21 protein-coding genes are annotated in these 22,359 nt (G+C 68.9%); 12 read left to right on the top strand and 9 right to left on the bottom strand.

The genetic code is table 11. The annotated features are described in order from the left end of the window. Positions 1–256: 256 nt before the first annotated feature. Positions 257–994: a glutamine amidotransferase gene (locus FB390_RS27410; protein ID WP_141812159.1), complete on the bottom strand. Its 738-nt coding sequence runs from the start codon at positions 992–994 to the stop codon at positions 257–259. Positions 995–1,147: 153 nt separating this feature from the next. Between FB390_RS27410 and FB390_RS27405 the strand changes: the two genes are divergently transcribed. Together FB390_RS27405 and FB390_RS27400 are read left to right on the top strand one after the other, a co-directional pair. After that, entirely contained in the window at positions 1,148–1,354 is a 207-nt protein-coding gene (locus tag FB390_RS27405; protein WP_141812158.1) for a hypothetical protein, read from the top strand. Positions 1,355–1,550: 196 nt separating this feature from the next. Then, a complete protein-coding gene (locus FB390_RS27400) occupies positions 1,551–2,435 on the top strand; it encodes a bile acid:sodium symporter family protein (protein ID WP_141812157.1) in 885 nt (294 codons plus the stop codon). 6 nt (positions 2,436–2,441) lie between these two features. On the opposite strand, the gene FB390_RS33770 is transcribed toward FB390_RS27400, so the two are convergent. Together FB390_RS33770 and FB390_RS27395 are read right to left on the bottom strand one after the other, a co-directional pair. Next, positions 2,442–2,603 carry a hypothetical protein gene (locus tag FB390_RS33770; protein ID WP_185757297.1) on the bottom strand — a complete coding sequence of 54 codons (162 nt, stop codon included), beginning with the start codon at positions 2,601–2,603 and terminating at the stop codon, positions 2,442–2,444. A gap of 58 nt (positions 2,604–2,661) precedes the next feature. Further along, positions 2,662–4,692 (bottom strand): TerD family protein, encoded by a 2,031-nt coding sequence (locus tag FB390_RS27395; protein ID WP_141813119.1) that lies wholly within the window; start codon positions 4,690–4,692, stop codon positions 2,662–2,664. A 260-nt stretch (positions 4,693–4,952) separates the two neighbouring features. On the opposite strand from FB390_RS27395, the gene FB390_RS27390 reads away from it, so the two are divergent. Beyond that, positions 4,953–6,998, top strand: a complete 2,046-nt coding sequence (locus tag FB390_RS27390; RefSeq protein ID WP_141812156.1) for a M3 family metallopeptidase — start codon at positions 4,953–4,955, stop codon at positions 6,996–6,998. A 181-nt stretch (positions 6,999–7,179) separates the two neighbouring features. Next, positions 7,180–7,902 carry a GNAT family N-acetyltransferase gene (locus FB390_RS27385; RefSeq protein ID WP_141812155.1) on the top strand — a complete coding sequence of 241 codons (723 nt, stop codon included), beginning with the start codon at positions 7,180–7,182 and terminating at the stop codon, positions 7,900–7,902. A gap of 7 nt (positions 7,903–7,909) precedes the next feature. Here FB390_RS27385 and FB390_RS27380 read toward each other — a convergent pair whose 3' ends face one another. Continuing rightward, complete coding sequence (locus FB390_RS27380) at positions 7,910–8,116, bottom strand: hypothetical protein (RefSeq protein WP_141812154.1); 207 nt, start codon at positions 8,114–8,116, stop codon at positions 7,910–7,912. Between the two features lie 597 nt (positions 8,117–8,713). Between FB390_RS27380 and FB390_RS27375 the strand changes: the two genes are divergently transcribed. The 3 genes from FB390_RS27375 to FB390_RS27365 all read left to right on the top strand — a co-directional run bounded on the left by FB390_RS27375 (position 8,714) and on the right by FB390_RS27365 (position 12,457). Next, positions 8,714–9,145: a GAF domain-containing protein gene (locus FB390_RS27375; RefSeq protein WP_141812153.1), complete on the top strand. Its 432-nt coding sequence runs from the start codon at positions 8,714–8,716 to the stop codon at positions 9,143–9,145. Positions 9,146–9,509: 364 nt separating this feature from the next. Continuing rightward, the gene (locus FB390_RS27370; RefSeq protein WP_185757296.1) at positions 9,510–12,143 is read left to right on the top strand and encodes a helix-turn-helix transcriptional regulator; all 2,634 of its coding nucleotides are present in this window, start codon (positions 9,510–9,512) and stop codon (positions 12,141–12,143) included. Positions 12,144–12,244: 101 nt separating this feature from the next. Further along, the gene (locus FB390_RS27365; RefSeq protein WP_141812151.1) at positions 12,245–12,457 is read left to right on the top strand and encodes a hypothetical protein; all 213 of its coding nucleotides are present in this window, start codon (positions 12,245–12,247) and stop codon (positions 12,455–12,457) included. Between the two features lie 4 nt (positions 12,458–12,461). On the opposite strand, the gene FB390_RS27360 is transcribed toward FB390_RS27365, so the two are convergent. Next, a complete protein-coding gene (locus FB390_RS27360) occupies positions 12,462–13,502 on the bottom strand; it encodes a crotonase/enoyl-CoA hydratase family protein (RefSeq protein ID WP_141812150.1) in 1,041 nt (346 codons plus the stop codon). A gap of 28 nt (positions 13,503–13,530) precedes the next feature. After that, positions 13,531–15,159, bottom strand: coding sequence for an acyl-CoA dehydrogenase family protein (locus FB390_RS27355; protein WP_141812149.1), 1,629 nt, complete (start codon positions 15,157–15,159; stop codon positions 13,531–13,533). 120 nt (positions 15,160–15,279) lie between these two features. Here FB390_RS27355 and FB390_RS27350 point away from each other — a divergent pair, with 120 nt between their 5' ends. Further along, positions 15,280–16,035, top strand: coding sequence for a PaaX family transcriptional regulator C-terminal domain-containing protein (locus tag FB390_RS27350; protein ID WP_141812148.1), 756 nt, complete (start codon positions 15,280–15,282; stop codon positions 16,033–16,035). 109 nt (positions 16,036–16,144) lie between these two features. Then, positions 16,145–16,867 (top strand): Mut7-C RNAse domain-containing protein, encoded by a 723-nt coding sequence (locus FB390_RS27345; RefSeq protein WP_141812147.1) that lies wholly within the window; start codon positions 16,145–16,147, stop codon positions 16,865–16,867. Between the two features lie 12 nt (positions 16,868–16,879). Here the strand turns inward: FB390_RS27345 and FB390_RS27340 are convergent, their stop codons facing one another. Beyond that, positions 16,880–17,593, bottom strand: a complete 714-nt coding sequence (locus FB390_RS27340) for a TetR/AcrR family transcriptional regulator (RefSeq protein ID WP_141812146.1) — start codon at positions 17,591–17,593, stop codon at positions 16,880–16,882. A 156-nt stretch (positions 17,594–17,749) separates the two neighbouring features. Here FB390_RS27340 and FB390_RS27335 point away from each other — a divergent pair, with 156 nt between their 5' ends. Beyond that, positions 17,750–18,895, top strand: a complete 1,146-nt coding sequence (locus FB390_RS27335) for an acyl-CoA dehydrogenase family protein (RefSeq protein WP_141812145.1) — start codon at positions 17,750–17,752, stop codon at positions 18,893–18,895. On the opposite strand, the gene FB390_RS27330 is transcribed toward FB390_RS27335, so the two are convergent. Then, complete coding sequence (locus tag FB390_RS27330) at positions 18,876–19,496, bottom strand: methyltransferase domain-containing protein (protein ID WP_425465936.1); 621 nt, start codon at positions 19,494–19,496, stop codon at positions 18,876–18,878. The two genes, FB390_RS27335 and FB390_RS27330, sit on opposite strands and share 20 nt — an antisense overlap. Positions 19,497–19,612: 116 nt before the next feature. Then, positions 19,613–19,882 carry a DUF2277 domain-containing protein gene (locus tag FB390_RS27325; protein ID WP_141812143.1) on the bottom strand — a complete coding sequence of 90 codons (270 nt, stop codon included), beginning with the start codon at positions 19,880–19,882 and terminating at the stop codon, positions 19,613–19,615. 89 nt (positions 19,883–19,971) lie between these two features. Here FB390_RS27325 and FB390_RS27320 point away from each other — a divergent pair, with 89 nt between their 5' ends. Continuing rightward, positions 19,972–21,336: a metallophosphoesterase gene (locus FB390_RS27320; RefSeq protein ID WP_246124404.1), complete on the top strand. Its 1,365-nt coding sequence runs from the start codon at positions 19,972–19,974 to the stop codon at positions 21,334–21,336. A 105-nt stretch (positions 21,337–21,441) separates the two neighbouring features. Next, positions 21,442–22,353, top strand: coding sequence for an STAS domain-containing protein (locus FB390_RS27315; RefSeq protein WP_425465921.1), 912 nt, complete (start codon positions 21,442–21,444; stop codon positions 22,351–22,353). Positions 22,354–22,359 lie beyond the last annotated feature (6 nt).

The following is a 22,359-nucleotide window of genomic DNA, read 5'->3' as shown; positions in this document are numbered from 1 at the left end:
TGGGCGCTGCCCGGATGAAGTCCGCCCGCAGCCCGCACACGGCCGCAGCGACGGCGGAGGTACGCCTAATGGGCGCTGCCTGGACGAAGTCCGTCCTCAGCCCGCGCACGGCCGCAGCGAATGCGGAGGTACGCCTATGGGCGGACGAAGTCCGTCCAGGGCCCGCGCATGGCCGGAGGGGATGCGGAGGTACGCCTATGGGCGGACGAAGTCCGTCCAGAGCCCGCGCATGGCCGGAGCGGATGCGGAGGTACACCTAATCGACGCGGTATCGGGTGACGAATCGGCGCAGAATCTCCGGCGGGACCGTGATCGATTCGCGGTGGCCGAGCTCGGTGAGGTAGTCCGCCTCCTCGGGCGCGAAGTACCCCGCGTGGCGATAGGCATCGATGCGGATGGCAAGCCCGTTGCCGTCCAGTTCGGGGTGGAACTGGGTCGCGTACACGTGCTGGCCGGTTCGGATCATCTGCACCAGGCAGCCGGACGACCCGGCCAGCAGCGTCGCGCCGGGCGGCACCTCTTGGCAGGCCTCCTTGTGGCCGACGAACGCGCGGAACGACCGCGGCAGGTCGCGTAGGAGCGGGTCTTCGTCCGCGTGGTCGACCAGTTCGATGGTCTGCGCGCCCGCGGTCTCGCCGTATCGGTCGCCGCTGACCTTCCCGCCGAGCACGTCCGCCAGAATGCCCAGGCCGTAGCAGGCGCCCAGGTACGGGAAGTCGCGGCCGACGATCTCGGTCATCAACTTCTTCAGGCGGGGCTCGAAGCGCCGCTGGTAGGGATACTTCTGGTCCTCCGGGCTGCTGACGTTGCTGGGACCACCGCCGACGATCACCGCCGAGTAGTCGTCGAGGTCTATGTGCGGGAATTCCTCGTCCATCTTCACCCGCACCACGTCGTCGGCTTGGAGCTCGCCGGCGCGCAGGATCGCGCGATACTCGTCGTCCGCTGCGGCGCGCTCGGGCCGCAACTGCAAGAGCAGGCAGGGCTTGGCCATATACCGATTGTGCAAGATCGGTGACGACCGGAGGGGGAGGTCCGCACGGCCCCGAGTTTCGGTGGCCCACCTTTCCAGGTCTGTCCGCGGACTCGGAGCCATCGATAGCGTCGTCGGCGGCGGCCACCCGTTGCCGCCCGAAAGGAATTCTCGATGCGTAAGCACCTTCGCGCCGGAATGCTCGCCGGCGCCCTTCTGCTGGCCCCGTTGGCCGGGGTTGTCCCGGCCTCGGCCATCCCGCTGGAGCCCGCCGAACCGGCTTCGCAGTCGGAGCAGGTCGCCAACCCAGGGTGCCCGGGCGGCGCTCCGCACTGGGACTGCCTGCTGTCGTCGCTCTCGGCGAGCGGTTCGGCCAAGTAGGAATTTTCGCCGCTGCCTCGCGGCGGCAATCTCGCGAACCCCTTCCGACCGGTCGGGAGGGGTTCGTTCGTCGGCGTGGCGCAGGCCGACGCGGCCGGATTGGTTGCGACGTAGATCACATGCCGCTACCCTCCATTCATTCTGAGTCGAATTGGTCTCAGATGTGGGCTTCGGCCCGCGAATGCTGAGGAAGAATATGGACTCTCCGCTCGTATCCGTCGGTCTGCCAATAGCTTTGGCCGTCATCATGTTCGGCCTGGGATTGTCGCTGACGGTCGCGGACTTCACCCGCATCGCCCGCAACCCGAAGACCGTGGCGATCGCGCTCGCCTGCCAGCTGGTGGTGTTGCCGATCGTCGCCTTCGGACTGGTGCTGCTGTTCGATCTGCCGCCGATCCTCGCGGTCGGCATGATGCTGCTCGCGTCCTCGCCGGGCGGGACGACCGCGAACCTGTTCAGCCATCTGTTCCGCGGCGATGTGGCGCTGAATGTGTCTCTCACCGCGGTCAATTCGATCATCGCGGTGGTCACGGTGCCGCTGGTGACCAACTTCGCTATCGACTACTTCGATCCGGACGAGGGGGCGGGCACGGTCGGCCTGCAATTCGGCAAGGTGGTCCAGGTGTTCGCGATCGTGCTGGTTCCGGTGGCGATCGGGATGGTGGTGCGGCGGCTGTGGAGCGGGTTCGCCGACCGGATGGATCGGCCGGTGCGCATCGGCTCGGCGCTGACGCTGGCGCTGGTCGTCGTCGGCACCATGGTCGCCGAGCGCGACAACCTGGTCGACTACGCCCTCGACGTCGGCGCGGTCACCACGCTGTTCTGCCTCGCCAGCCTGACCGCGGGCTACTTCCTCCCCCGCTGGCTCGGCGTCCCCGACCGCCAAGCCATCGCCTGCTCGATGGAAGTGGGCATCCACAACAGCACCATCGCGATCACCATCGCCATCAGCGTCCTCGACAGTACCGAAATGGCCGTGCCCGCAGCGGTTTACGGCGTCCTCATGTTCCCGCTCGCCACCGCCGTCGGCTGGCTCCTCACCCGCGGCCAACCCCGCCCCGCCCTCGCCGAAACCAGCTGAACGCGGTCAGCCGGTGGTGTCGTTCTCGTTCGACCGCGCCGGGGCGGACAACCGGACTACGCCCGCGTCCAGATCCACGTCGACGCGCGGCTCGTGCAGCTGTCCGTCGCTGTCCTCGCTGCCCTCGTCGTTCAGCTTGTTGCCGAACAGCTCGCCGATGATGCCCACGCCTCCACGATAGCCGCGCGTCGGCGCACCCGGCGGTGAGGTTCCGAGGCCAGACCCATCACTCTGTGGATGCCGCGGCCTCGGACTGCACTTGCTCCGGCTGTTTGGGTGCGGCGGGCACCCATCCGCGCAACGGCTGTACCACCGACCCGTAGAACGCGTCGGTCGCCGAGGTGACGCTGGAGATGAAACTAGCCGCGGTACCGGCTCTCCGGTTGCCCATCGGGAAGGTCTGCTCCAACGAGAACGACACGATCGCACCCGAACGACCGTCGGTCAGCACTTTCGGATTCGCGCGCACCGTCGCGAGGTGCTCGCATGCCTCGTTGCCGCGCTCCGAGAACACAGCCTCGACCTGCACATCGCCAGGGGCATCCTCGAGTTGCCTGAGCAACCACGACATGCGGCGACCGGACGACCCCTCGTTCGGCGCGTCGAGAACCGTGCGGCACCGAACCTTGTTCGTGCGCACGTCGGCGATCACGACCAGATCTCCCGCGGTATCGGGGATGCGCAGCACGGCTTCGAACGTGCCATCCGCCGCGAGCCGCTCCGCGACCGCGGCGTTGCGGGCAGCCGGGTCAGAGCGGTGACGCCGGGGCAGTATGTGCTTGACCGTGACACCGAGTTCGGCAGTCAATCGCAAGGCGAGGTGCCTCGACAACGACACCCATGTGTCCGCGACCGTCAGTGCCTTCTGATCACCCGCACGCAAAGTACCCGCCGTCACCGAATCCCGAACCGCCACCCAGTGCCGACCCATGTCGACGAACTCGGTTGCCCCGGAGCGGGGGTGGTCGAGGTAGCGCAAGAACTCACCGAGTATCCAGGCCTGCAATTCGTTGTCGATGCCGCCGTGCGAGAGCAACATTCGGGCTTCGTGCGCCACTTCCGCCCAGGACAGATGCCGCAAAGCCACTTTGGCCAGCTTGCGGCGGTCGACTTCGACCGGGAGCTCTCCCGGGCTCGCGGGAACGTCGTTCGACAAGCTGACTACCGCGTCGTACTTCTTTTTACGCGCCACATCCAGATAGCTCTCGAGCTGATCACGTTTGAGCTTGCCGTTTCCCGTCTTGACCTCGAGCAATCCGGTCCACACCCGGCTACCTCGCGAAACCTTCAGGACGGCATCCGGTATCACCTTCGATTCACCGCGTTCGTATTGCACCTCGACGTACCCCTCGAATGCGCCGACCGGGGCGCCCATCCTGGCGCACACCGCACGTGCGAATGGCCGGACAGCTTGCATCGTGCCGATCAGTGCCGATGTGGCGCGACGCTCCTGCTCCTCCCCCGCTCCGACGCCGACTACCGAGAACAATCGCGCCGGTTGCCAGGTGTCCAGTTCGGCGAGCCTGAATTCGAGGGGCTTGGCCTTCTTCAACGCCCGTTTGGCCGTTCTGACACCGCGACCCTGTCCGCTTGCTCGGGCACCTGATGCGGGCGCCTGCTGCGGCTGGCCATCGGGCTCTGCGGCAACTGGTTCTACGGGCGCGGCAGGATCCGGCTCACTCGCTGGTGCGGAATCCGGTTCTGTACAGCCTGTTTCGGGTTCGGCGTCATCGACGTCGACGCCGAAGTCCTTGGCAAGACCCGCCAGCCCCGACTCCCACCCCTGCCCGACAGCACGGACCTTCCACGCCCCGCCGCGACGGTAGATCTCGCCGAATACGAACGCCGACTCCATGGTTGCGTCCGCGGTTACATACTCGGCCAGCGACAATCCGGCAGCGTCGACGACCCGGAGCGCGAGTTTGCCGAGATCTCCGAACGTCCCGACTCCGACGCTGCCCGCGAGTGCAACCGTGTGGACGCTGTCCGGCACAGCCGACAGATCGATCGCGATCCGAGCTTGTGCACCCTCCTCGGTCGCACTGGTACCGAGGAACCGGACCGATCCGTCGGTCGATTCAGGTTGGTTGTAGAAAATGAAGTCGGCATCGGACCCGACCCGTCGATCGGCTCCGAGCAATAGCGCTGACGCATCGACTTCGATCTCCGATTCGGTCCATCCGATGACGACATCGATGCGATCGACATCGTCCGGCAGCGGAACGTTCTGGCCCTTGGACAGCATCGGAGACGTCACAGCTGACAGCCCTTTCTGGTTCGGAACATGCGTCACAGACAATCGGGTTCAGCTGATTCGGATACCGACCCCCATTGCATCGCACCGCAATCCAGCGGTGCCGCAGAACTATTCGGCCGGGAGCGGACGTGTGTTACACATCTCACATTCGAGTAGAACTCGTATCACTACCTTGGGCCGACCCTGCGATTCGCCGTCGGCGGCGGGTGGCTGCGGGAAAGCGTTGTCGGGGGTGTGGGGGGCGGGCATAGAGTTCTCGCATGACGAGCAACCCGTTCTTCGAGCGCAGTGCGCTGCCCTACGAGCTGCCGCCGTTCGCGGAGATTCGCGACGAGCATTATCTGCCCGCGTTCGAGCGGGGGATGGCGGAGCAGTTGGCCGAGATCGGGGTGATCACGGCCGGTGCGGGGAAGGCGACGTTCGAGGATACCGTTGTGGCGCTGGAGCGTTCGGGTGCGCTGCTGACGCGGGTGTCGAATGTGTTCTTCAATATCGTCGGTTCGGATTCGAACGAGCGGATCGAGGCGATCGAGGCGGAGATCTCGCCGCGGCTCGCCGCGCACCGGGACGCGGTGTATCTCGATCCGAAGCTGTTCGCCAGGATCGACTCGCTGTACCGGGAACGCGAGCAGCTCGGGCTGGACGCCGAGGAAGCTCGGCTGTTGGAGCAGTACCACATTCGGTTCGTCCGAGCGGGCGCGCGACTGGATGCCGAAGGGCAGGCGCGCTTACGCGAGCTCAATGCGGAATTGGCTACGGCGGCAACCGAGTTTGGGCAGAACCTGCTGGCCGCGACCAATGCCGCAGCCTTGGTCGTGGAGAGCGAGCAGGAGCTGGCGGGCCTGGGTTCCACTGCGGTGACGGCCGCGGCCGAGAACGCCCGCTCGCTGGGCCGGGAGGGCGCGTGGGCGCTGCGCCTCCAGAACGTGTCGAACCAGCCCGTCCTCGCCGAGCTGGCCGACCGGGAGGTACGGCGCAGGATGCTCGAGGCCTCGCTCGAGCGCGGATTCGGCGCGGACGGCCGCAACGCTCACCTCGCCGTCCGAATCGCCGCACTGCGAGCCGAGCGAGCGGCGCTGCTCGGCTACCAGGACCACGCGGCCTACGCGGTCGAAGACCAGACCGCGAAAACCGCTGGGGCGGTGGAGGAGATGCTGGGACGGCTGGTCCCGCCCGCCGTCGCCAATGCCGAACGGGAGGCCGCGGAGCTCGCGGCGGCCATGCGCGCCGACGACGCGGACGCCGAGCTGCGCGCGTGGGATTGGCAGTACTGGTCGGAAAAGCTGAGGGCGGAACGCTTTTCGCTGGACACCGAGGCGCTGCGCCCCTACTTCGAGCTCGAGCGGGTGCTGCGGGACGGCGTGTTCTTCGCCGCCGAGCAGGTCTACGGAATCAGCTTCGTCGAGCGCACCGATCTGGTGGGCTACCACCCGGAGGTCCGCGTCTTCGAGGTGTTCGACGCGGACGGCAGCGCGCTCGGATTGTTTCTCGGCGACTTCTTCGCCAGGCCGTCCAAGCGCGGCGGCGCGTGGATGAACGAATTGGTCGGTCAGTCGCGGCTGCTGGGGACGCGACCGGTGGTGGTCAACAACCTGAACATCGCCAAGCCGCCCGCGGGCGAGCCCGCCCTGCTCACCTGGGACAACGTCCGCACGCTCTTCCACGAGTTCGGGCACGCGCTGCACGGCTTGTTCTCGGACGTCCGGTTCCCCTTCTTCGCCGGGACCGAGGTGCCGCGCGACTTCGTCGAATTCCCCTCGCAGGTCAACGAGATGTGGATGGACCGGCCGGAGGTGCTGGCCAACTACGCCAAACATGTCGAGACCGGCGAGCCGATGCCCGCCGAGCTCGTCGAGCGGATGGCCGAGGCCGCACGGTTCGGCGAGGGTTTCCGCACCGTCGACTACCTGGCCGCGGCGCTGCTGGACTGGGCGTGGCACCGCGTGCCAGGGCCCGACGCGCTCGCCGATGTCGACCCCGAGGCGTTCGAGCGGCAGGCGCTCGAGAAAGCGGGAGTCGCCATGGACACGATCCCGCCCCGGTACCGGACCGGCTACTTCGCCCACGTCTTCGCCGGCGGCTACGCGGCGGGCTACTACTCCTACATCTGGAGCGAGGTGTTGGACGCCGACACCGTGCAATGGTTCGAGGACGGCGCCGCACCGATCCGCGAGAAGGGCGAGACCTTCCGGCGCGAACTGCTCTCCCGCGGCGGTTCGGTGGATCCGCTCGCGGCCTTCGAATCCTTCCGGGGGCGCGCACCGGAGATCGAACCGCTGCTGACTCGCCGAGGGCTGGTGAGCTGACCCGCTCGCGACCGGACGACGCGCGACTGGGTGCACAACTGTACACTGAGTGGCGCCAGGTCGGCGCCGCGGCCCAAGCGGTCTGCACCGCGACCGAGCGCGCACCGTGCGACGCGCTCGGCGACGCCAGCCGCTCGCGGCGCCGACGGCCGGTCCCACGGAGCTATAAGGGGTTGTGCACATGGGTTCACCAGCACGAGTGACGATCTCGTACGCGTCGGCGGCCGAGATCGAGGTCAGCTACCCGCGGTGGTGCGCACTGGCGGGCATCGGCGACACTCCGCTCGGCGGCTACGGCCAGGAACTCGCCCAAGCGCAGCGGCGCGGCCTGCTCGCCTCCGCCATCGCACCCTCGGGCGTCCGCGCGATCTCGGCGGCCGCGGGCAAGGGCGGGCTGGCCGGTGCGGTGGCCGCGCGCAGCCTGGTCCTGGTGGCCCAACGCGATCGCGAGGTCATCGGCGGCCTCTACGCCGGGCCCGAAGCCCTTGTGCTGCACCGCCTCGAGCCGTGGGGCACCGCCGCGCAGACACGCGCGCTCGTCGGCCTGATGAAAGTGGGCGTGCTCGCGGTGGAGCCGGAGTTCCGGGGCGAGGGCGTCGGCGCGAGCCTGCTGCGGTACGCGGCGGATCGCGCGGCCGCCGGTCGAGTCCGGCTGATGTACGGGTCGTGCACCGCGGACACCGACGTCGACCGCCTCTGCAACGACCGCGGCTTTCGAGTTCTGGGACCGGGCGAGAGCATCGACCTCTCCCCCGTTCTCGGCGTGCCCGCGCAACTGGACCCGGCCAACGGTGAACGGCTCGTCGCGACCACTATCGGCGACGGTCCGCCCGTCGGCGTTTCCCGGGGCGGGAGCGATAGCCCGCCCGCGCCCGCCGGCGACGCGCACCACACGGCCTCGTAGCCGGACCTCAGACGTCCCGCACGCCGACGTGCACACCTTCTGCGATACGGAACAGGTCCACCACCGCGAGAATCTCTTCCATCGTGGCCTCGGGAAGCCCTTCGACGGTCTGGGCGAAGCGGCGAAGGGCGCGGTCGGTGAATCGCGCGACGACTCCGGCGTCACCGCCGTGGCCGAGCAGGTCGTTGTCCGGACAGGGGTGTGCGAGCGACATGTCCACTCCGTTCCGCCAGCAACGTTGCCGTGCAGTAGCCATCAACCGATGCTGCGAGTATCGGGCGGCGGAGCGGGCGCTGTCACTGGGCAATCTAGAGAAAGAACGACCGAAAGTTGGTCGCCGGATACAAAACGCCTCGTTGCGGTCGGCCGCGCGGGACCTGACCAGCAGAATACGTCGTTTCCCGTTGCGGCACAGCCCTTTTCATGCGTGACGAGGCCAACAACCGGAGCCGGCGCCGCCCGCGTCCGAATCGGCCGTCCGGAACCGAACGTGAAAAAGTTGAACCCGAACCGACCACCCGGTGTTAATGTGGTGGCCGTCACATAGCTGCTCGGCAGCATGCGACCCGCGTGAAGGTGAACGGTTCTCTCCGGAAACCCTGGGCGGCGGTTCTGAGAAGCCCAGGCGCGCAACCGTTCACGCCGCCACCGGTCGAACACCGGTGGCAGGCGCCCGTTCGGGGGACGGGCGATGCGACGCTGCCAACGCGGCAGCTGCACAGGTGGTCAGCAAGTCGGCGCGTCCGGAGACACCAGCAGGTCGGCCCAGTGGGCCCTGCCGCCGGTGCGCGCCGTGGAGTGAGGTGTCCGAATGCTCGATACCCGACCCATCACGACGAATTTCCCCGGTTCAGTCACCCTTTTCCCGAACAAGCCCTCGGCGATACCCGCGCAGGCCGCCGCGAACATAGCGCGCCTGCTGCCCAATCACCCCTTGGTCGGCATCACGGCCTGGGGACTCGACGGCCTCGAAGTCGTCGGCTGCTCCGATCAGCAGGCCGCGATAGTGGAGCAGGCCCTCCTCGAATTTCCGGATTCGCCGGGCATGGACGTCATCCGGCGGCACAAGAGGATCTTGATCGCCGACCTCGCCACGGAATCGCGCTGGCGCGACTATTGCGCCCACCTGCGCGAACTCGACGTACGGTCGCTGTACTGTCACCCACTCGTCTCCGACGGGCAGGTACTCGGCCTGTTGAACATGTACTCCCACCACACCAACGCCTTCCGCGCGAAGGAGTGACGTGGACGCGGGGAGGGGCGCACCCTCCCCGCGTTCGGGAACTCGTTCACGCCGAGCCGGTGGCAATGGCGATGAGATCCGTGACGACTTCGAGCACCGTTTCGACCAGGTCGAACACGGCGGACCCGAGATCCAGGATTTCCATCGTGTCTCCTCTTCCGTTGGGAACCCCGGCAAGCCTCGCACGAGATCGGTGACAAAGATCACATCAAGGCGATGACACGCCAGTGCGTCCTGAGCGGGACGCTCGAATATCCGGAGCATCTGGGCATTTCCGGCGCGCACGCCTTTACGATGGCAACCGAACGATCACAGATTCCTGAGCCAAGCGCGAAAGATGTCGTCAGTCGGTCCAGGAGGCACCGTGACAATCTCGCACGGCCCCGATCTACGTTCGACCTCCGCCGGCGGCGGAATTCCCCCGGAAATGCCGTCGTTCTCGTCCGCGCCGATTGCCAGGACGACGCTGATCGAGCGACTCGACGCCATCGTCGACAGTGACGAGCACCGAGTGCTACTGATTTGCTCGCCCGCCGGAAGCGGCAAGACCGTCCTGCTCGCAGACTGGGCGAGCCGACTGCGGGCGCGGACGTCACGCCGACCCGCGCTCGGCTGGATCTCGGTGTCCGAGCATCCCGAGCCAGGGCACTCGCTGTGGCAGGCGCTGCGCGATCAGCTCGGGCTGCCGAACCCGCCGCAGCCCCGAACCGTCGACGCCCCCGGTTTCGACGCGGCCCACCTCGTCACAGCTCTGACCGCGCGCGGAACGCCGACGGTGATCGTCATCGACGACGCCCACCTCGTCGCCGAGCCACTCGCTCTGGCCGGGCTGGAACACTTCCTGCTGCACGCGCCGCCGACGGTCACCACCGTGGTCTCCGGTCGCTTCGACCCGCCGCTGCACTGGCACCTGATCGGGCTGACCGAACGATCGACGCGGTGGGGCGCCGCCGACCTCGCGATGACGAGCACGGAAATCGCCGCGCTGTGCCGCGAACACCATTGCGAACTGGACGACGCCGAACTCGCCACGGTCCTCGACCTGACCCACGGGTGGGCGGCGCTGGTCCGCATCACCGCGATGTACCTGGTCGCCAATCCCGATCGCGCAGCAGCGCTCGGCGTCTTGGCCCGGCCGCCGCGCGCGGTGTCCGACTTCCTGGTCGGCGAGCTGATCGGCGCGCTGCCGCCGTCCATCCGCCTGTTTCTCACCTACACCAGCGTCCCCGCCGCGTTCACCGAGAAGATGGCCGACGATCTGATCGGCGGCGGCGCCACGCACACGCTCTACGAGCTGGACCGGATGAACTTCCCGGTCAGCTCGATCGCGCGCGGCGGCGACGTCTGGTTCAGCTACCACCCGATGCTGCGCGCGTACTTCCTCGCCGAGGTGAACCGGCTCGGCGCCCAGGCCCGCGCCGCACTGCACCTGCGGACCGCGAACGCGCTGCGCCGCGCCGGACTGCCGCGCCAGGCGCTGACCCACCTGCTCGCCGTCGGCGACCCGCGGCACCTGCGCGACCTGCTCGTCGAACACGGGACGACGATGGTCCTCGACGGGGACGGCGCGGCGCTGTTCGGTGAGCTTCAGCGCGCGCGGCCGAGCATGCTGGACGACCCCTTCGTCTGGTTGCTCCGCGTGCTCGACGCGCTGTTCCACGGCAGCGCCGCCGACGCACACGCCTACCTCGACGTCGTCGATTCACGCGGCAGCCGCCCCTCGTTCGTGCCCGCGCACTGGATCGACGCGCTGACCGCGGCCGCGACGGTGGACACGGCGGCAGCGACCGGGACGGTGTCGGGTGACCTCGCCGTTGCCGCCGTGCCGCCGACCGGCAACCCCGATATCGACTGCTATCTGGCGATTCAGTCGGCCACCGCGCTGGTGGTCGGCGGACAGCTCGGCCGAGGCGAGGAGGCGCTGTCTCGCGGGCTCGCCTTGGCGCTGCACGCGGGCCACCCGCGCCTCGCGTTGCGCGCCCTGACCCGCCTGACCTTCATCGCCTGCGGACGTGAGGCCACCGCCGCGATGCGCGACCGGGCGGGTCGGGCGCTGGCCCTCGCCGCCGAGCACGGCCTCCTCGACACACCGGACGCGGCGCAAGCCATGACGGCCGCCGGTCTCGCCGCCTATCTGCGCGGCGAGGAACCGGACCCGAGCCACGTCGCGGCGGCACTGACCCATCACGCGGTGCAGGACGGATCCGAGAGCCCGATCGCCGGCTGGCACGGGTACGTGGTCGGGCAGCTGCTCGCCGTCGAACAGGCCGCCGACCGACGCGCGGCCGTCGATGACTTGCGCCGCGCCACGCAACTGCTACTCGACAAGAACACCGTGCCCGCCGCCACCGCCACCGTCGTTCCGCACGTGGTGTGGGCGCTGCTGAGCGTGTGCGAGCCGCTGGCCGCCCAGCTGCTCGCCGAACGGGCGCAGCGGCTGCTCGGCGACCTGCCCGACATCACCGTGGCACGAGCGGCGGTCGCGGAGGCGGCCGGGCACAGCCAGGCCGTGCTGGCGCTCGTCGAGCCGTTGCTCGACGGTGCGGACGACGCGCGTCCCTCCACCCTGGTCACCGGCTGGTTGCTGTACGCGTCCGCGCAGCACGCGATCGGCAACCGCGCGAAGGCGCGCACCGGCCTGGAGAACGCGTTGCGGCACGCCGCCGCGGAACACCTGGTTCGTCCATTCCTCGACGTGCCGAACGCGATCGAACTGCTCGACGTATACGCGGGCCGATTGGGTCGGCTCGACGCGTTCGGCGATCTCGTCCGGCAGAATCGCAATACCGCCCGGCGCTCCACTCACCCGGCGCTGACGGATGCCGAATTGACCGTGCTCAAACACCTTCCGTCCGGCCGGACCGCGCAACAGATCGCGGGGGATCTCGGGGTCTCCATCAATACCGTCAAAACGCATCTGCGTTCGATCTACGCGAAATTCGGCGCGAATTCCCGCGTCGCCGCGCTCGATTTCGCACGGCGCAGCGGCGTGCTCTGAGGACACCGTCGAATTCCGGAAATCTCATCCGCGGCGTGTGAGGCGAGCCGCGCGCTCGGCGCGCCAGACTCGACCATCGCGCAGTCACGGGAAGGAGAGCCATGGCGGTCCCGACCAGGTACCAGTTCATCATCGACGGCGAACTGTCCGACCGCGCGCTGGCCGCCTTCCCCGACCTCGAATCCGCGCCGTCGCGCAGCGGCACCACCTCGCTGTTCGGACCCGTGTCCGATCCGGCCGCGATGCGCGCGGTTCTCGCCATGATCGACAACCTCGGCCTCACCCTGCTGGAGATGCGCCAGCTGCCGGACTGAGGTGTCAGTCCTCGGCGCTCTCCTCGCCGGACCGGAACTGCGCCCGCTTCCAGTCGCCGTAGGGTTCGTCGCGCTCGCGCACCGCCTCGCGGAAGCCGACGGTGGCCGAGCGCAACTGGAAGGCGTAGCCCTCGCGGGTGTGCCGGGAGATGCCGTCGAACACGGTGCTGACCATTCCCGAGTTGGCCACGCCCTGCGCGAGCAGCGCGCTGTTGAGCGCGAGCTTGGCCATGATGAGCTGGTTGATCGGCATGCGGGCGATGCGGGCGACCAGCGCTTCGGTGCGTTCGTCGAGCTCGTCGGCCGGACAGGATTCGACGGCCAGGCCCCATTCCGCGGCCTGCTTGCCGCTGATGCAGTCGCCGGTGAACAGCAGCCGCTTGGCGAGCTGATCGCCGAGCCGGTGCGCCCACATGCCCGCCGCCGGGATGCCCCAGACGCGGGTTGGCGGGTAGCCGATCTTGGTGTCGTCGGCGCAGATGATCTGATCGGCGAACAGCGCGATGTCGGTGCCGCCCGCCACCGCGAAGCCGTGCAGCTTCGCCACGGTCGGCTTGTTGGCGTGCAGCAGGCTGGAGAAGCCGCGGTTGAAGCGGCTCATCATCTGGTAGTCGACCATCGGATCCCAGGTGCCCCATGGATTGTGGTTGCGGGCCTGCACGGCGGGATCGAGGACCGTGCCGTCCACCGGCGCCGCGCCGCCGTCCGGCGTGAAGCCGTTCTCCGCGAAGATGGACAGGTCGTAGCCGCCGCAGAAGCCCTTGCCGCGCCCGGACACCAGGATCACGTGCACGCGCGGGTCCAGGTCGGCCCGCTCGACCGCCGCCGCGAGTTCGATCGGGGTGTCCGCGGTGATCGCGTTGCCGCGTTCGGGGCGGTCGAAGGTGATGCGGGCGACCCGGTCGGTGACCTCGTAGGTCAGCGTCCGGTACCGGATGTCGGCGGGCGGCTGTTCCCGGTCGGCGAACAGCGAGTCCTTGCCTTCGGTCAGGCCTTCGTACCAGGCGGCGGGGCGGGTACCCGCGTGATCGGTGTAATCGGACAACGGGAAAGTCCCTTTCGATCGGATGGAGTCAGAGCTTCGGCGTCACGCGTTCGATGATGGCCCCGGTGTCGACGCCGTGCGGCAGAGTTCCGAAGACATCGCCGTGATCGCGGCCGAGCCTGCTGGCGGCGAAGCCGTCGGCGACCGCGGGATGTCCGTAGCGCACCAGCAGCGAGCCTTGCAGCACCCGCGCCATCTCGCCGACGACGCGTCGGGCGCGGTACTGGATCGTGTCGAAGTCGGTGAACTGATCGCGCAACGCGCCGATCGCGGCGTCGAGCCGGGCGTCCGCGCCGCGGGCCTGCTCGATCTCGTCGAAGAAGACGCCCAGCGTCTCCGGCTGTTTTGCCAGCGCGCGCAGCGTGTCGAGCGCGGCGACGTTGCCCGAGCCCTCCCATACCGACATCAGCGGCGCTTCCCGGTACAGCCTCGGCATCCGCGATTCCTCGACGTACCCGTTGCCGCCAAGGCATTCCAGGGCTTCGGCCGCGTGGATCGGTCCGCGCTTGCAGACGTAGTACTTGCTGACCGCCAGTGCGATCCGGCGCAGTCGGTCGGCGGTCTCGTCACCGGCAACGGCCCGATCGGTCACCTCGGCGAGCCACAGTGCGACCGTGGTCGCCCCCTCCGCCTCCATCGCCAGGTCTGCGAGCACATTGCGCATCAACGGCTGGTCGATCAGGTGCGCGCCGAAGGCACGGCGATGGGTGGCGTGGTGCACCGCCATGGCGACGCCCGCCCGCATCCCGGAAGCCGACCCGAGCGTGCAGTCGAGGCGGGTCAGGTTCACCATCTCGATGATCGTCGGGACGCCGCGGCCTTCCGCGCCGACCAGCCAGCCGACGGTGTCGTCGTACTCGACCTCGCTGCTCGCGTTGGAGTGGTTGCCGAGCTTGTCCTTCAGTCGCTGCAGGTTGAAGGTGTTGCGTGTCCCGTCGGGCAGCACGCGCGGGACGAAGAAGCACGACAGTCCGCCCGGTGCCTGGGCGAGGACGAGGAAGAAGTCCGACATCGGCGCCGAGGTGAACCACTTGTGCCCGGTGATGCGGTAGGTGCCGTCCGGATTCGGCGCCGCGGTCGTGGTGTTCGCGCGGACGTCGGAGCCGCCCTGCTTCTCGGTCATCGACATGCCCGCGATCAGTCCGCGCTTGGTCGACGGCACGCGCAGGCCGGGGTCGTATTCCTTGGCCACGAGCAGCGGCTCGTACTGCGCCGCGAGCTCCGGGTTGGCGCGCAGTGCGGGCACCACGGCGTAGGTCATCGAGATCGGGCAGCCGTGCCCCGCGTCGACCTGGCTCCACACGCTCATCTTCGCCGCGCGGACCAGGTGCGGGCTCGGCCCGCTGTCCGCCCACGGCGCAGCGTGCAGGCCGAAACCGACCGCGTACTCCATCAACCGGTGGTAACTCGGGTCGTACTCGACCTCGTCGATCCGGTGCCCGTAGCGGTCGTGGGTCCGCAGCACCGGCGGGTGCGCCTCGGCCAGATCGCCGAGCGCCTGCGCCTCGGCGCTGCCCGCGACCTTGCCGACCGCGCGGACGTCGTCGATGGCCGATTCGGCCCCGGCCCTGCGCAACGCCTCCAGGATCACCGGCTGCTCGGCCGCGTCGAAATCCACCAACGGCGGAACCTGATTCGTCACCTCGTGTGTGGGCATAACAATCCGTCCTCCCGGCTCTATTACAAGACTGCGTCACGCGCCGGAGAATTGCAATAGCCCGACTCGGGCGACGGCCGTGCGGCGAGCGGAATCGGTGTCGGTGGCTACCATCGGGGCATGGATTCGCGTGCTGCGCCGGTGCGGAAGCTGACCGCGCGGTCGGCGATCCTGAGCGCGCTGCTCGGCGCGCATCCGGCCGAGGCGCCGGTCAGTTGGATTGTGCGGGTGTCGACCGGGCTCGGGCTCCAGGAGTCGGCGGTGCGCGCGGCGCTGACCAGGATGGTCGCGGGCGGCGACCTGGAGCGCCGCGACAGCGCCTACCGCCTCGCGCCGCGGCTGATCGAGCGGCAGAACCGCCAGGACGAGGCCATGCATCCGCCGACCGGCGAATGGGACGGCACCTGGCGGCTCGCCATCGTGACGGTCGGCGCGGACGACTCCACCGACCGGGCCGCGTTCCGGGAAGTGCTGCGCGCCAAGAAGTTCGGCGAACTGCGCGAGGGCGTGTGGACCCGTCCGGACAATCTCGGCACCGAGTTCCCCACCGCCGCGGCGCGCCGCCTGACGATCTTCACCGGCCGGCCCGGCGAACCGGACCGCGAGCTCGCCGAACGGCTCTTCCAGCCGGACTCCTGGGCCGAGAACGCGCGGCTGCTCTTGTCCGCCATGTCGGCCGCGGACTCCATCGGCGACCGGTTCGAGATCGCCGCCGCGACCGTGCGGCACATCCTCAACGACCCGATGCTGCCCGCCGAACTACTGCCCGACCGCTGGCCGGGCCGTGAGTTGCGCGCGGCGTACCTGGACTTCCGCACGGAGTTCGCGGCGTTCGCCGAGGCGTTGATGGGCAGCGCCGCCGCGCAGCGAAGCTGATCGCCTGCGGCTCCGAAGTATTCACGGTCGGCTTCTCCCAGCAGCGTTTTGACGGCGCGCGGAAAACAATGCGCTGGTCAGCGTGTGTGAGTCCTGGCATGCTTGCCGGGTGGGCACCGGGGAGATCACGGTCGACTTCGCGACCGAGCTGGAATTGTTCGTGGCCGCCGGGCTGCGCGGGGGTCCTTCGACCGTGCGGATCGACGGGGTGTCGACCGTGGGGCATGTGGTGGAGGCGCTCGGAGTGCCCCTCACCGAAGTGGGTGCGCTGGTCGTGAACGCGCAGACGGTGGGACCGGCCTATGTGCCCAAAGACGGTGATTCGCTCGCGGTACGCGCGGTGACCCGTCCGCAAAGAATGCCGGATCCGGTGCGCTTCCTGCTCGACATCCACCTCGGCACCCTGGTGCGACGGCTGCGCCTGCTCGGCATCGACGCCGCCTACGAGAACCCCGACATCGGCGACGCCGCGCTGGCGGCGCGATCGGCGGCCGAGCGCCGCATCCTGCTGTCCCGTGATCGCGGACTGCTGCGGCGACGCGAAATCTACGCGGGCGCATACATTTACAGCCACAAGCCCGCCGAGCAACTCGACGACGTGCTGTCTCGCTTCACCCCTCCGCTCGCCCCCTGGACCAGGTGCACCACCTGCAACGGCGTGCTGCGCGAGACCGACAAGGCGACCGTGCTCGAGCGGCTGCCGAACCAGACCGAACAGACCTACGACACCTTCGCCCAGTGCGTCGATTGCGGCCAGACCTACTGGAAGGGCGCGCACCACGCCCGGCTCGACGCGATCGTCGCGCACGCGCAGCGAAAGTTCGGTTCCTAGAGCGGCACGACCTCAGGTGGCGCTCGCCTCGCCGCGGTAGTCCTTCCCCGCGATGAGCAGATCCCGCAACCGCGCCGCCGGATCGAGTTCGATGCCGAGGGCGCGCAAGCGATGGTCGATCAACAGCCACGCCTCGGCCGTCAGCTGGTCGACCAGCGTCTCCCTGGTGCTCTCCCGGTGCGTCAGCCACCAGCGCACGGAGGCGTCGATCAGCCCGAGCAGCGCGATGATGAGCCGTTCCGCCGCGGCCCGGTCCGAACCGAAGCGCGGAATGTATCGCGTTGCGGCGGCGAAGATCTCGGAGGCGAAGGCGCTGCCGCCGATGCGCGGTTCGTCGTTGCCGCTGCGATAGTTGCGTTCCACGAGGAAGCGGTACAGATTCGGGTGCTCCCCCGCCCAGGCGACGTGTTCGGCGATGGGCGCGCGGATGACGTCGATCGGCGTCCCGTCGACGTCGAAGGTGGCGCGGATGCGCGCGGTGAGTTCGGCGTGCGCGTGCCGCGCGACGGCGCGATCGAGTTCTTCCTTGCCCGCGATGTGCCGGTAGACGTGCGTGCGCACCAGCCCGGCTCGGTCGGCGATCTGCCCGATCGAGGCATCGGGCCCGTGTTCCTCGATCGCCGCGACGGCGGCCGCGACGAGCGCGCGGCGGCGTTCGTCGCCGCCGGGTCCGCGCGCGCCCGAGCGGCGGGTTTCGGCGGTGTCGGTCCAGCGCTGTCGTCCCACGCGGCTCACCGTATCCGACCTCCACGGGCGCTGTATCCGGGTCACGCGGGCGCTCGAGATTTCCGTCTTGTCCCAGCGCAACCGATGGTACACACTGTACCCGTAAACACTGGTCACAAGTATTGCCAGTAATACGCCGAGCCTAAGGAGTCTCGAATGGCCGCCTACCGGTCGTGTTGGATGAACGACGACCTGGACGCGCTGCGCGAACTCGCGCGCGCCTTCTTCGAGAAGGAAGTCGCGCCCAACGTCGACAAGTACATCGCCCAGCACCACGTCGACCGCGACCTGTGGAACAAGGCGGGCGAACTCGGGCTGCTCTGCCTGTCCATTCCCGAGGAGTACGGCGGTGGCGGCGGCACCTTCGCGCACGAGGCCGTGCTTATCGAGGAGCAGGCCAGGGTGGTCGACACCGCGTGGGGCCAGAGCCTGCACAACGGCATCGTCGCGCACTACCTGCTCGCCTACGGCACCGAGGAGCAGAAGCGGCACTGGCTGCCGAAGATGGCCAGCGGCGAGGTGGTCGGCGCGATCGCGATGACCGAGCCCGGCACCGGCTCGGACCTGCAGAGCGTCAAGACCAAGGCGGTCCGCGACGGCGACGAGTACGTCGTCAACGGCTCCAAGACCTTCATCACCAACGGCGCGCAGGCCGACCTGATCATCGTCGTGGTCAAGACCGACACCTCCCAGGGCGCGGCGGGCATCAGCCTGGTGCTCGTCGAGGCGGATCGCCCCGGCTTCCGCCGCGGCCGGGTGCTGGACAAGATCGGCCAGAAGGGCCAGGACACCTCCGAGCTGTTCTTCGAAGACGTGCGCATCCCCGTGAGCAACCTGCTCGGCACGCAGGAGGGCCAGGGCTTCGTCCAGCTCATGCAGCAGCTGCCGCAGGAGCGCCTGATCATCGCGGTCGGCTCGGTGGCGGGCATGGAGACCGCGCTGGAGCACACGCTGCGCTACACCAAGGAGCGCGAGGCGTTCGGCCGCCCGGTCTTCGGCTTCCAGAACACGAAGTTCAAGCTGGCCGAGGTCGCCACCGAGGCGAAGATCGCACGCGTCTTCACCGACGACTGCATCGCCAAGCACATCGCGGGCGAACTCGACATCCCGACCGTGGCGATGGCGAAGTGGTGGACCACCGACAAGGCCATGTCGGTCGCCAGCGAGTGCCTCCAGCTGCACGGCGGCTACGGGTACATGACCGAATACCCGATCTCGCGCATGTGGGTGGACAACCGGGTGCAGATGATCTATGCGGGCACCAACGAGATCATGAAGGAGATCATCGCCCGGTCGCTGTGAGCCGAGGGCGCTCGGCCGCGAGTTCCGGCACGCGCGGCGCGTCCGATCGGCGCGCCGCGATCCGCCAGGCGCCGCGCTGGGATCCCGCGCCGAGGCGTTTGGCCCACGAGGAACCGGTGGCGGCGATCTCGGCGGCGGTAGCGGGCGCTACCTCCGTGATCGTGAGACCCTGTGCCGCATAGGGTTCCGCGAGACCGCGCAGGTCGTGCTCGCCGATCGGCGGCAGACCGGAACCGCGATCGTGCTCGGTGACCGATACGAGGATCGACAGGGCCGCGCCGGGCTTCAGCAACCGGGCGAGGCCCGCGATGACGACCGGATCCGCGGTGACCAGGCCGCGCAGCAGCGAACCCCATGGGAAGTACACGGTGACCGCGTCGGCGACGCCGTCCAGTTCGGTGGGCAGGCGCTCGGCGGCGGCCGCCACGAACAGCGCGTTCGCGAGCTTGCCGCGCGTGGCCTTGCGGGAGGCTTCGATCATGCCCGCCGCGTTGGCGTCCACGCCGATCACCAACCGGCGCGCGTCGGCGGCGGCCGCGGCGAGCACCGCGCGTCCGTCGCCGGTACCGAGGTCGATCCAGACCGCCGAATGGCGTCCGATCAGCTCTCGGGCTTAACCGATGTCCACATCGCGAGTCTTCTTGCCGATGACGATTCGCATGGGCGCGACAGTAACCGGACGCGTCCGGCGGCGCATCCGATTTTCCGGCGGGCGGCTCAGCCCCGCGCGGCGATCCTGGCTTGCACCTCGGGACGGCGCAGCGGCGGCACCGACTTCGGCGGCACCTTGCGGTCCGGCAGCTCGGCGAGCAGGCGGGTCGTCACCGCGGCGATGTCGGCCACCGCGGCCTCCACAACCGGACGCGTCGCCGCGGAGACGCTGGAGATGCCCGCGACCTTGCGCACGTACTGCAGCGCCGCCGCCTCGATCTCCTCCGGTGTCGCCGCGGGCTCCAACCCGCGCAGGGCTGTGATGTTTCGGCACATGCTTCGAGGCTACCGAGACGGGGTGACATCGTCCCCTGCTCCGCCGAGCGCTCCCGCGTAAGGTCGGAACGGTCGGTTCGGGAGAGGGCGTGACCCGCCTCCGCCACGGCCATGCGCGGCTGTCGGCGAACTCCGTTCGGTTGTGTCGAGAGGGCTGCGCGGTGGTCGTTGTGGTGGTGCTGGTCGGCGTCTTGGTGCTCGCCGTCTTCGCCGGACTGCACTGGTATCTGTGGCGACGACTGGTACGAGACACGACCGCGCCGGGGTCGGTGGCGCGGCGGGCCGGGACCGCGGCGCTGGTGGCGGCTCCGCTGCTGCTGCTCGGCGCGTTCTTCGCCGAATCGGCCGGACTGCCGTTCCCGCTGGTGCGGGCCATCGCGTGGCCGGGCTATTTCTGGGGCGCGCTGTTCGTCTACCTCTTGCTGGCGCTGCTGGCGGGCGAGGTGCTGCGACCGGTGCTGCTGCGCTTGTTCGCGCGCGAATCCGCGACCGCCTCCGCAGCAGCCACTTCGACCGAGCACCTCAGTCCTGGCGGCCAACTCGCCGCGCCAACCGATGCCGAGACCACGGTCGACGAAAAGCGCTCGGCAGAAAGTCCTTCGGCGGCGCGAGGCCGAGAACCCGAACCGATCTCGCGACGAATCTTCGTCTCCCGCGCGATAGCCGGAACCGCCGCGCTCACCGCGGCGACCACCGTCGGCGTCGGCGCCTACGGCGTGCTGAACGGACCGCAGGTCAAACGGCTGACGATCCCGCTGGCCAAACTCCCCCGCTCGGCCGACGGGTTCCGGATCGCCGTGGTCAGCGACGTGCACCTCGGCCCGATTCTCGGCCGGGGTTTCGCCGAGCGCGTCGTCCGCACGATCAACGACACCCAGCCCGATCTCATCGCGGTCGTCGGCGATCTGGTGGACGGCAGCGTCGAGGACCTGCGCCCCGCCGTGGAACCGCTGGCCCGGCTGCGCGCGAGGCACGGCGCGTTCTTCGTCACCGGCAACCACGAGTACTTCTCCGGCGCGGAGGAATGGATCGAGCACGTGCAGGATCTCGGACTGCGCCTGCTGGCCAACGACCGGACCGAGCTGCCCGGCTTCGACCTCGCGGGCGTCAACGACGTGCAGGGCGAACGCGTCGGGCAGGGACCGGATTTCGGCAAAGCGCTCGGCGACCGCGATCCGTCCCGTACGGCGGTGCTGTTGGCGCACCAGCCGATCCAGATCCACGACGCCGTCGAGCACTGCGTGGACCTCCAACTCTCCGGGCACACCCACGGCGGCCAGCTCTGGCCAGGGAATCTCCTTGCCGCACTGCCGAATCCGACCGTCGCGGGACTCGAGCGCTACGGCGACACCCAGCTGTACGTGACGCGCGGCGCGGGCGCGTGGGGTCCGCCCGTGCGGGTCGGCGCGCCTTCCGACATCACCGTCGTGGAGCTGGCCGCCGCCCGAGCCTGACACGCCGCCGTCCGGGATGGCGCGTCGCCGAGGAAACCCGGCATGCGGCACGGGCGAGGTATACGATTCGGCAGGCGCCGCGAAAGGCACGCGGCCCGCGGATCGATGGAGGACCACGTGTCCGATGTATTCGACCCCGTCGCGACCGATCTCGGCGCGAACGGTGGCGGAGCAGGACTGCTCTCGGAGCTGGTGGAGCACCTCAGACAGAACAGGACGGCGCTACGCGAGGAGTGGGCGCGGCTGATCACCGAGGCTCAGCTGCTGACCGCGATGACCGCCGAGGAGATGTTCTCCGAGGTCACCTCGGTCTACGACAATTACGTGGCGGTGCTGGAGACCGGTTCGGTCGAGGCGCTACAGGATTACGCGCGCGACCTGTCCGAGCGCATCATTCCGCGAGGAGTGGAGACCGACGAGGTCCTCGGCATCGTGTTGTTGCTGCGAGATGTGCTGGCGCGCTCGCTGTTCGAGAAGTACCAGTCGGATTTCGACCTGCTGAACCGGGTGCTGGACGCCTACGAGCCCGCGGCCAACCGCATCGCGAGCACGGTGGCGATCTCGTTCGTCGAGGAGCGCGAGCGCATCATCCGCCAGCAGCAGGAGGCCATCCGCGAGCTGTCCACCCCGGTGCTCCAGGTGCGCGAGCAACTGCTGATCCTGCCGATCATCGGCGTGCTCGACGGTCAGCGCGCCCGCCAGCTCACCGAACAGCTGCTGCGCGCGATCAGGAACAACCGCGCCAAGGTCGTCGTCATCGACATCACCGGTGTGCCGACGATCGACTCCACCGTCGCCAACCACTTGGTGCAGACCGTCGACGCCTCCGGCCTGATGGGCGCCAGCGTGATCATCACCGGCCTGTCCTCGGAGATCGCGCTCACCCTGGTCACCATCGGCCTGGACCTGCGCAAGATGAACGCGGTCGGCGACCTTCAGGGCGGTATCGAGGAGGCCGAACGCCTGCTCGGCTACGAGGTGAGCCGCAGCGGCGAGCAGGCGGCGCCCGCGAACTGACCGGTC

Origin of the sequence: Nocardia bhagyanarayanae, assembly GCF_006716565.1 — a bacterium.
Taxonomy (GTDB): Bacteria; Actinomycetota; Actinomycetes; order Mycobacteriales; family Mycobacteriaceae; genus Nocardia; species Nocardia bhagyanarayanae.
The sequence above is the reverse complement of the archived record's forward strand: the minus strand, read 5'-3'. Positions and strand labels throughout refer to the sequence as shown.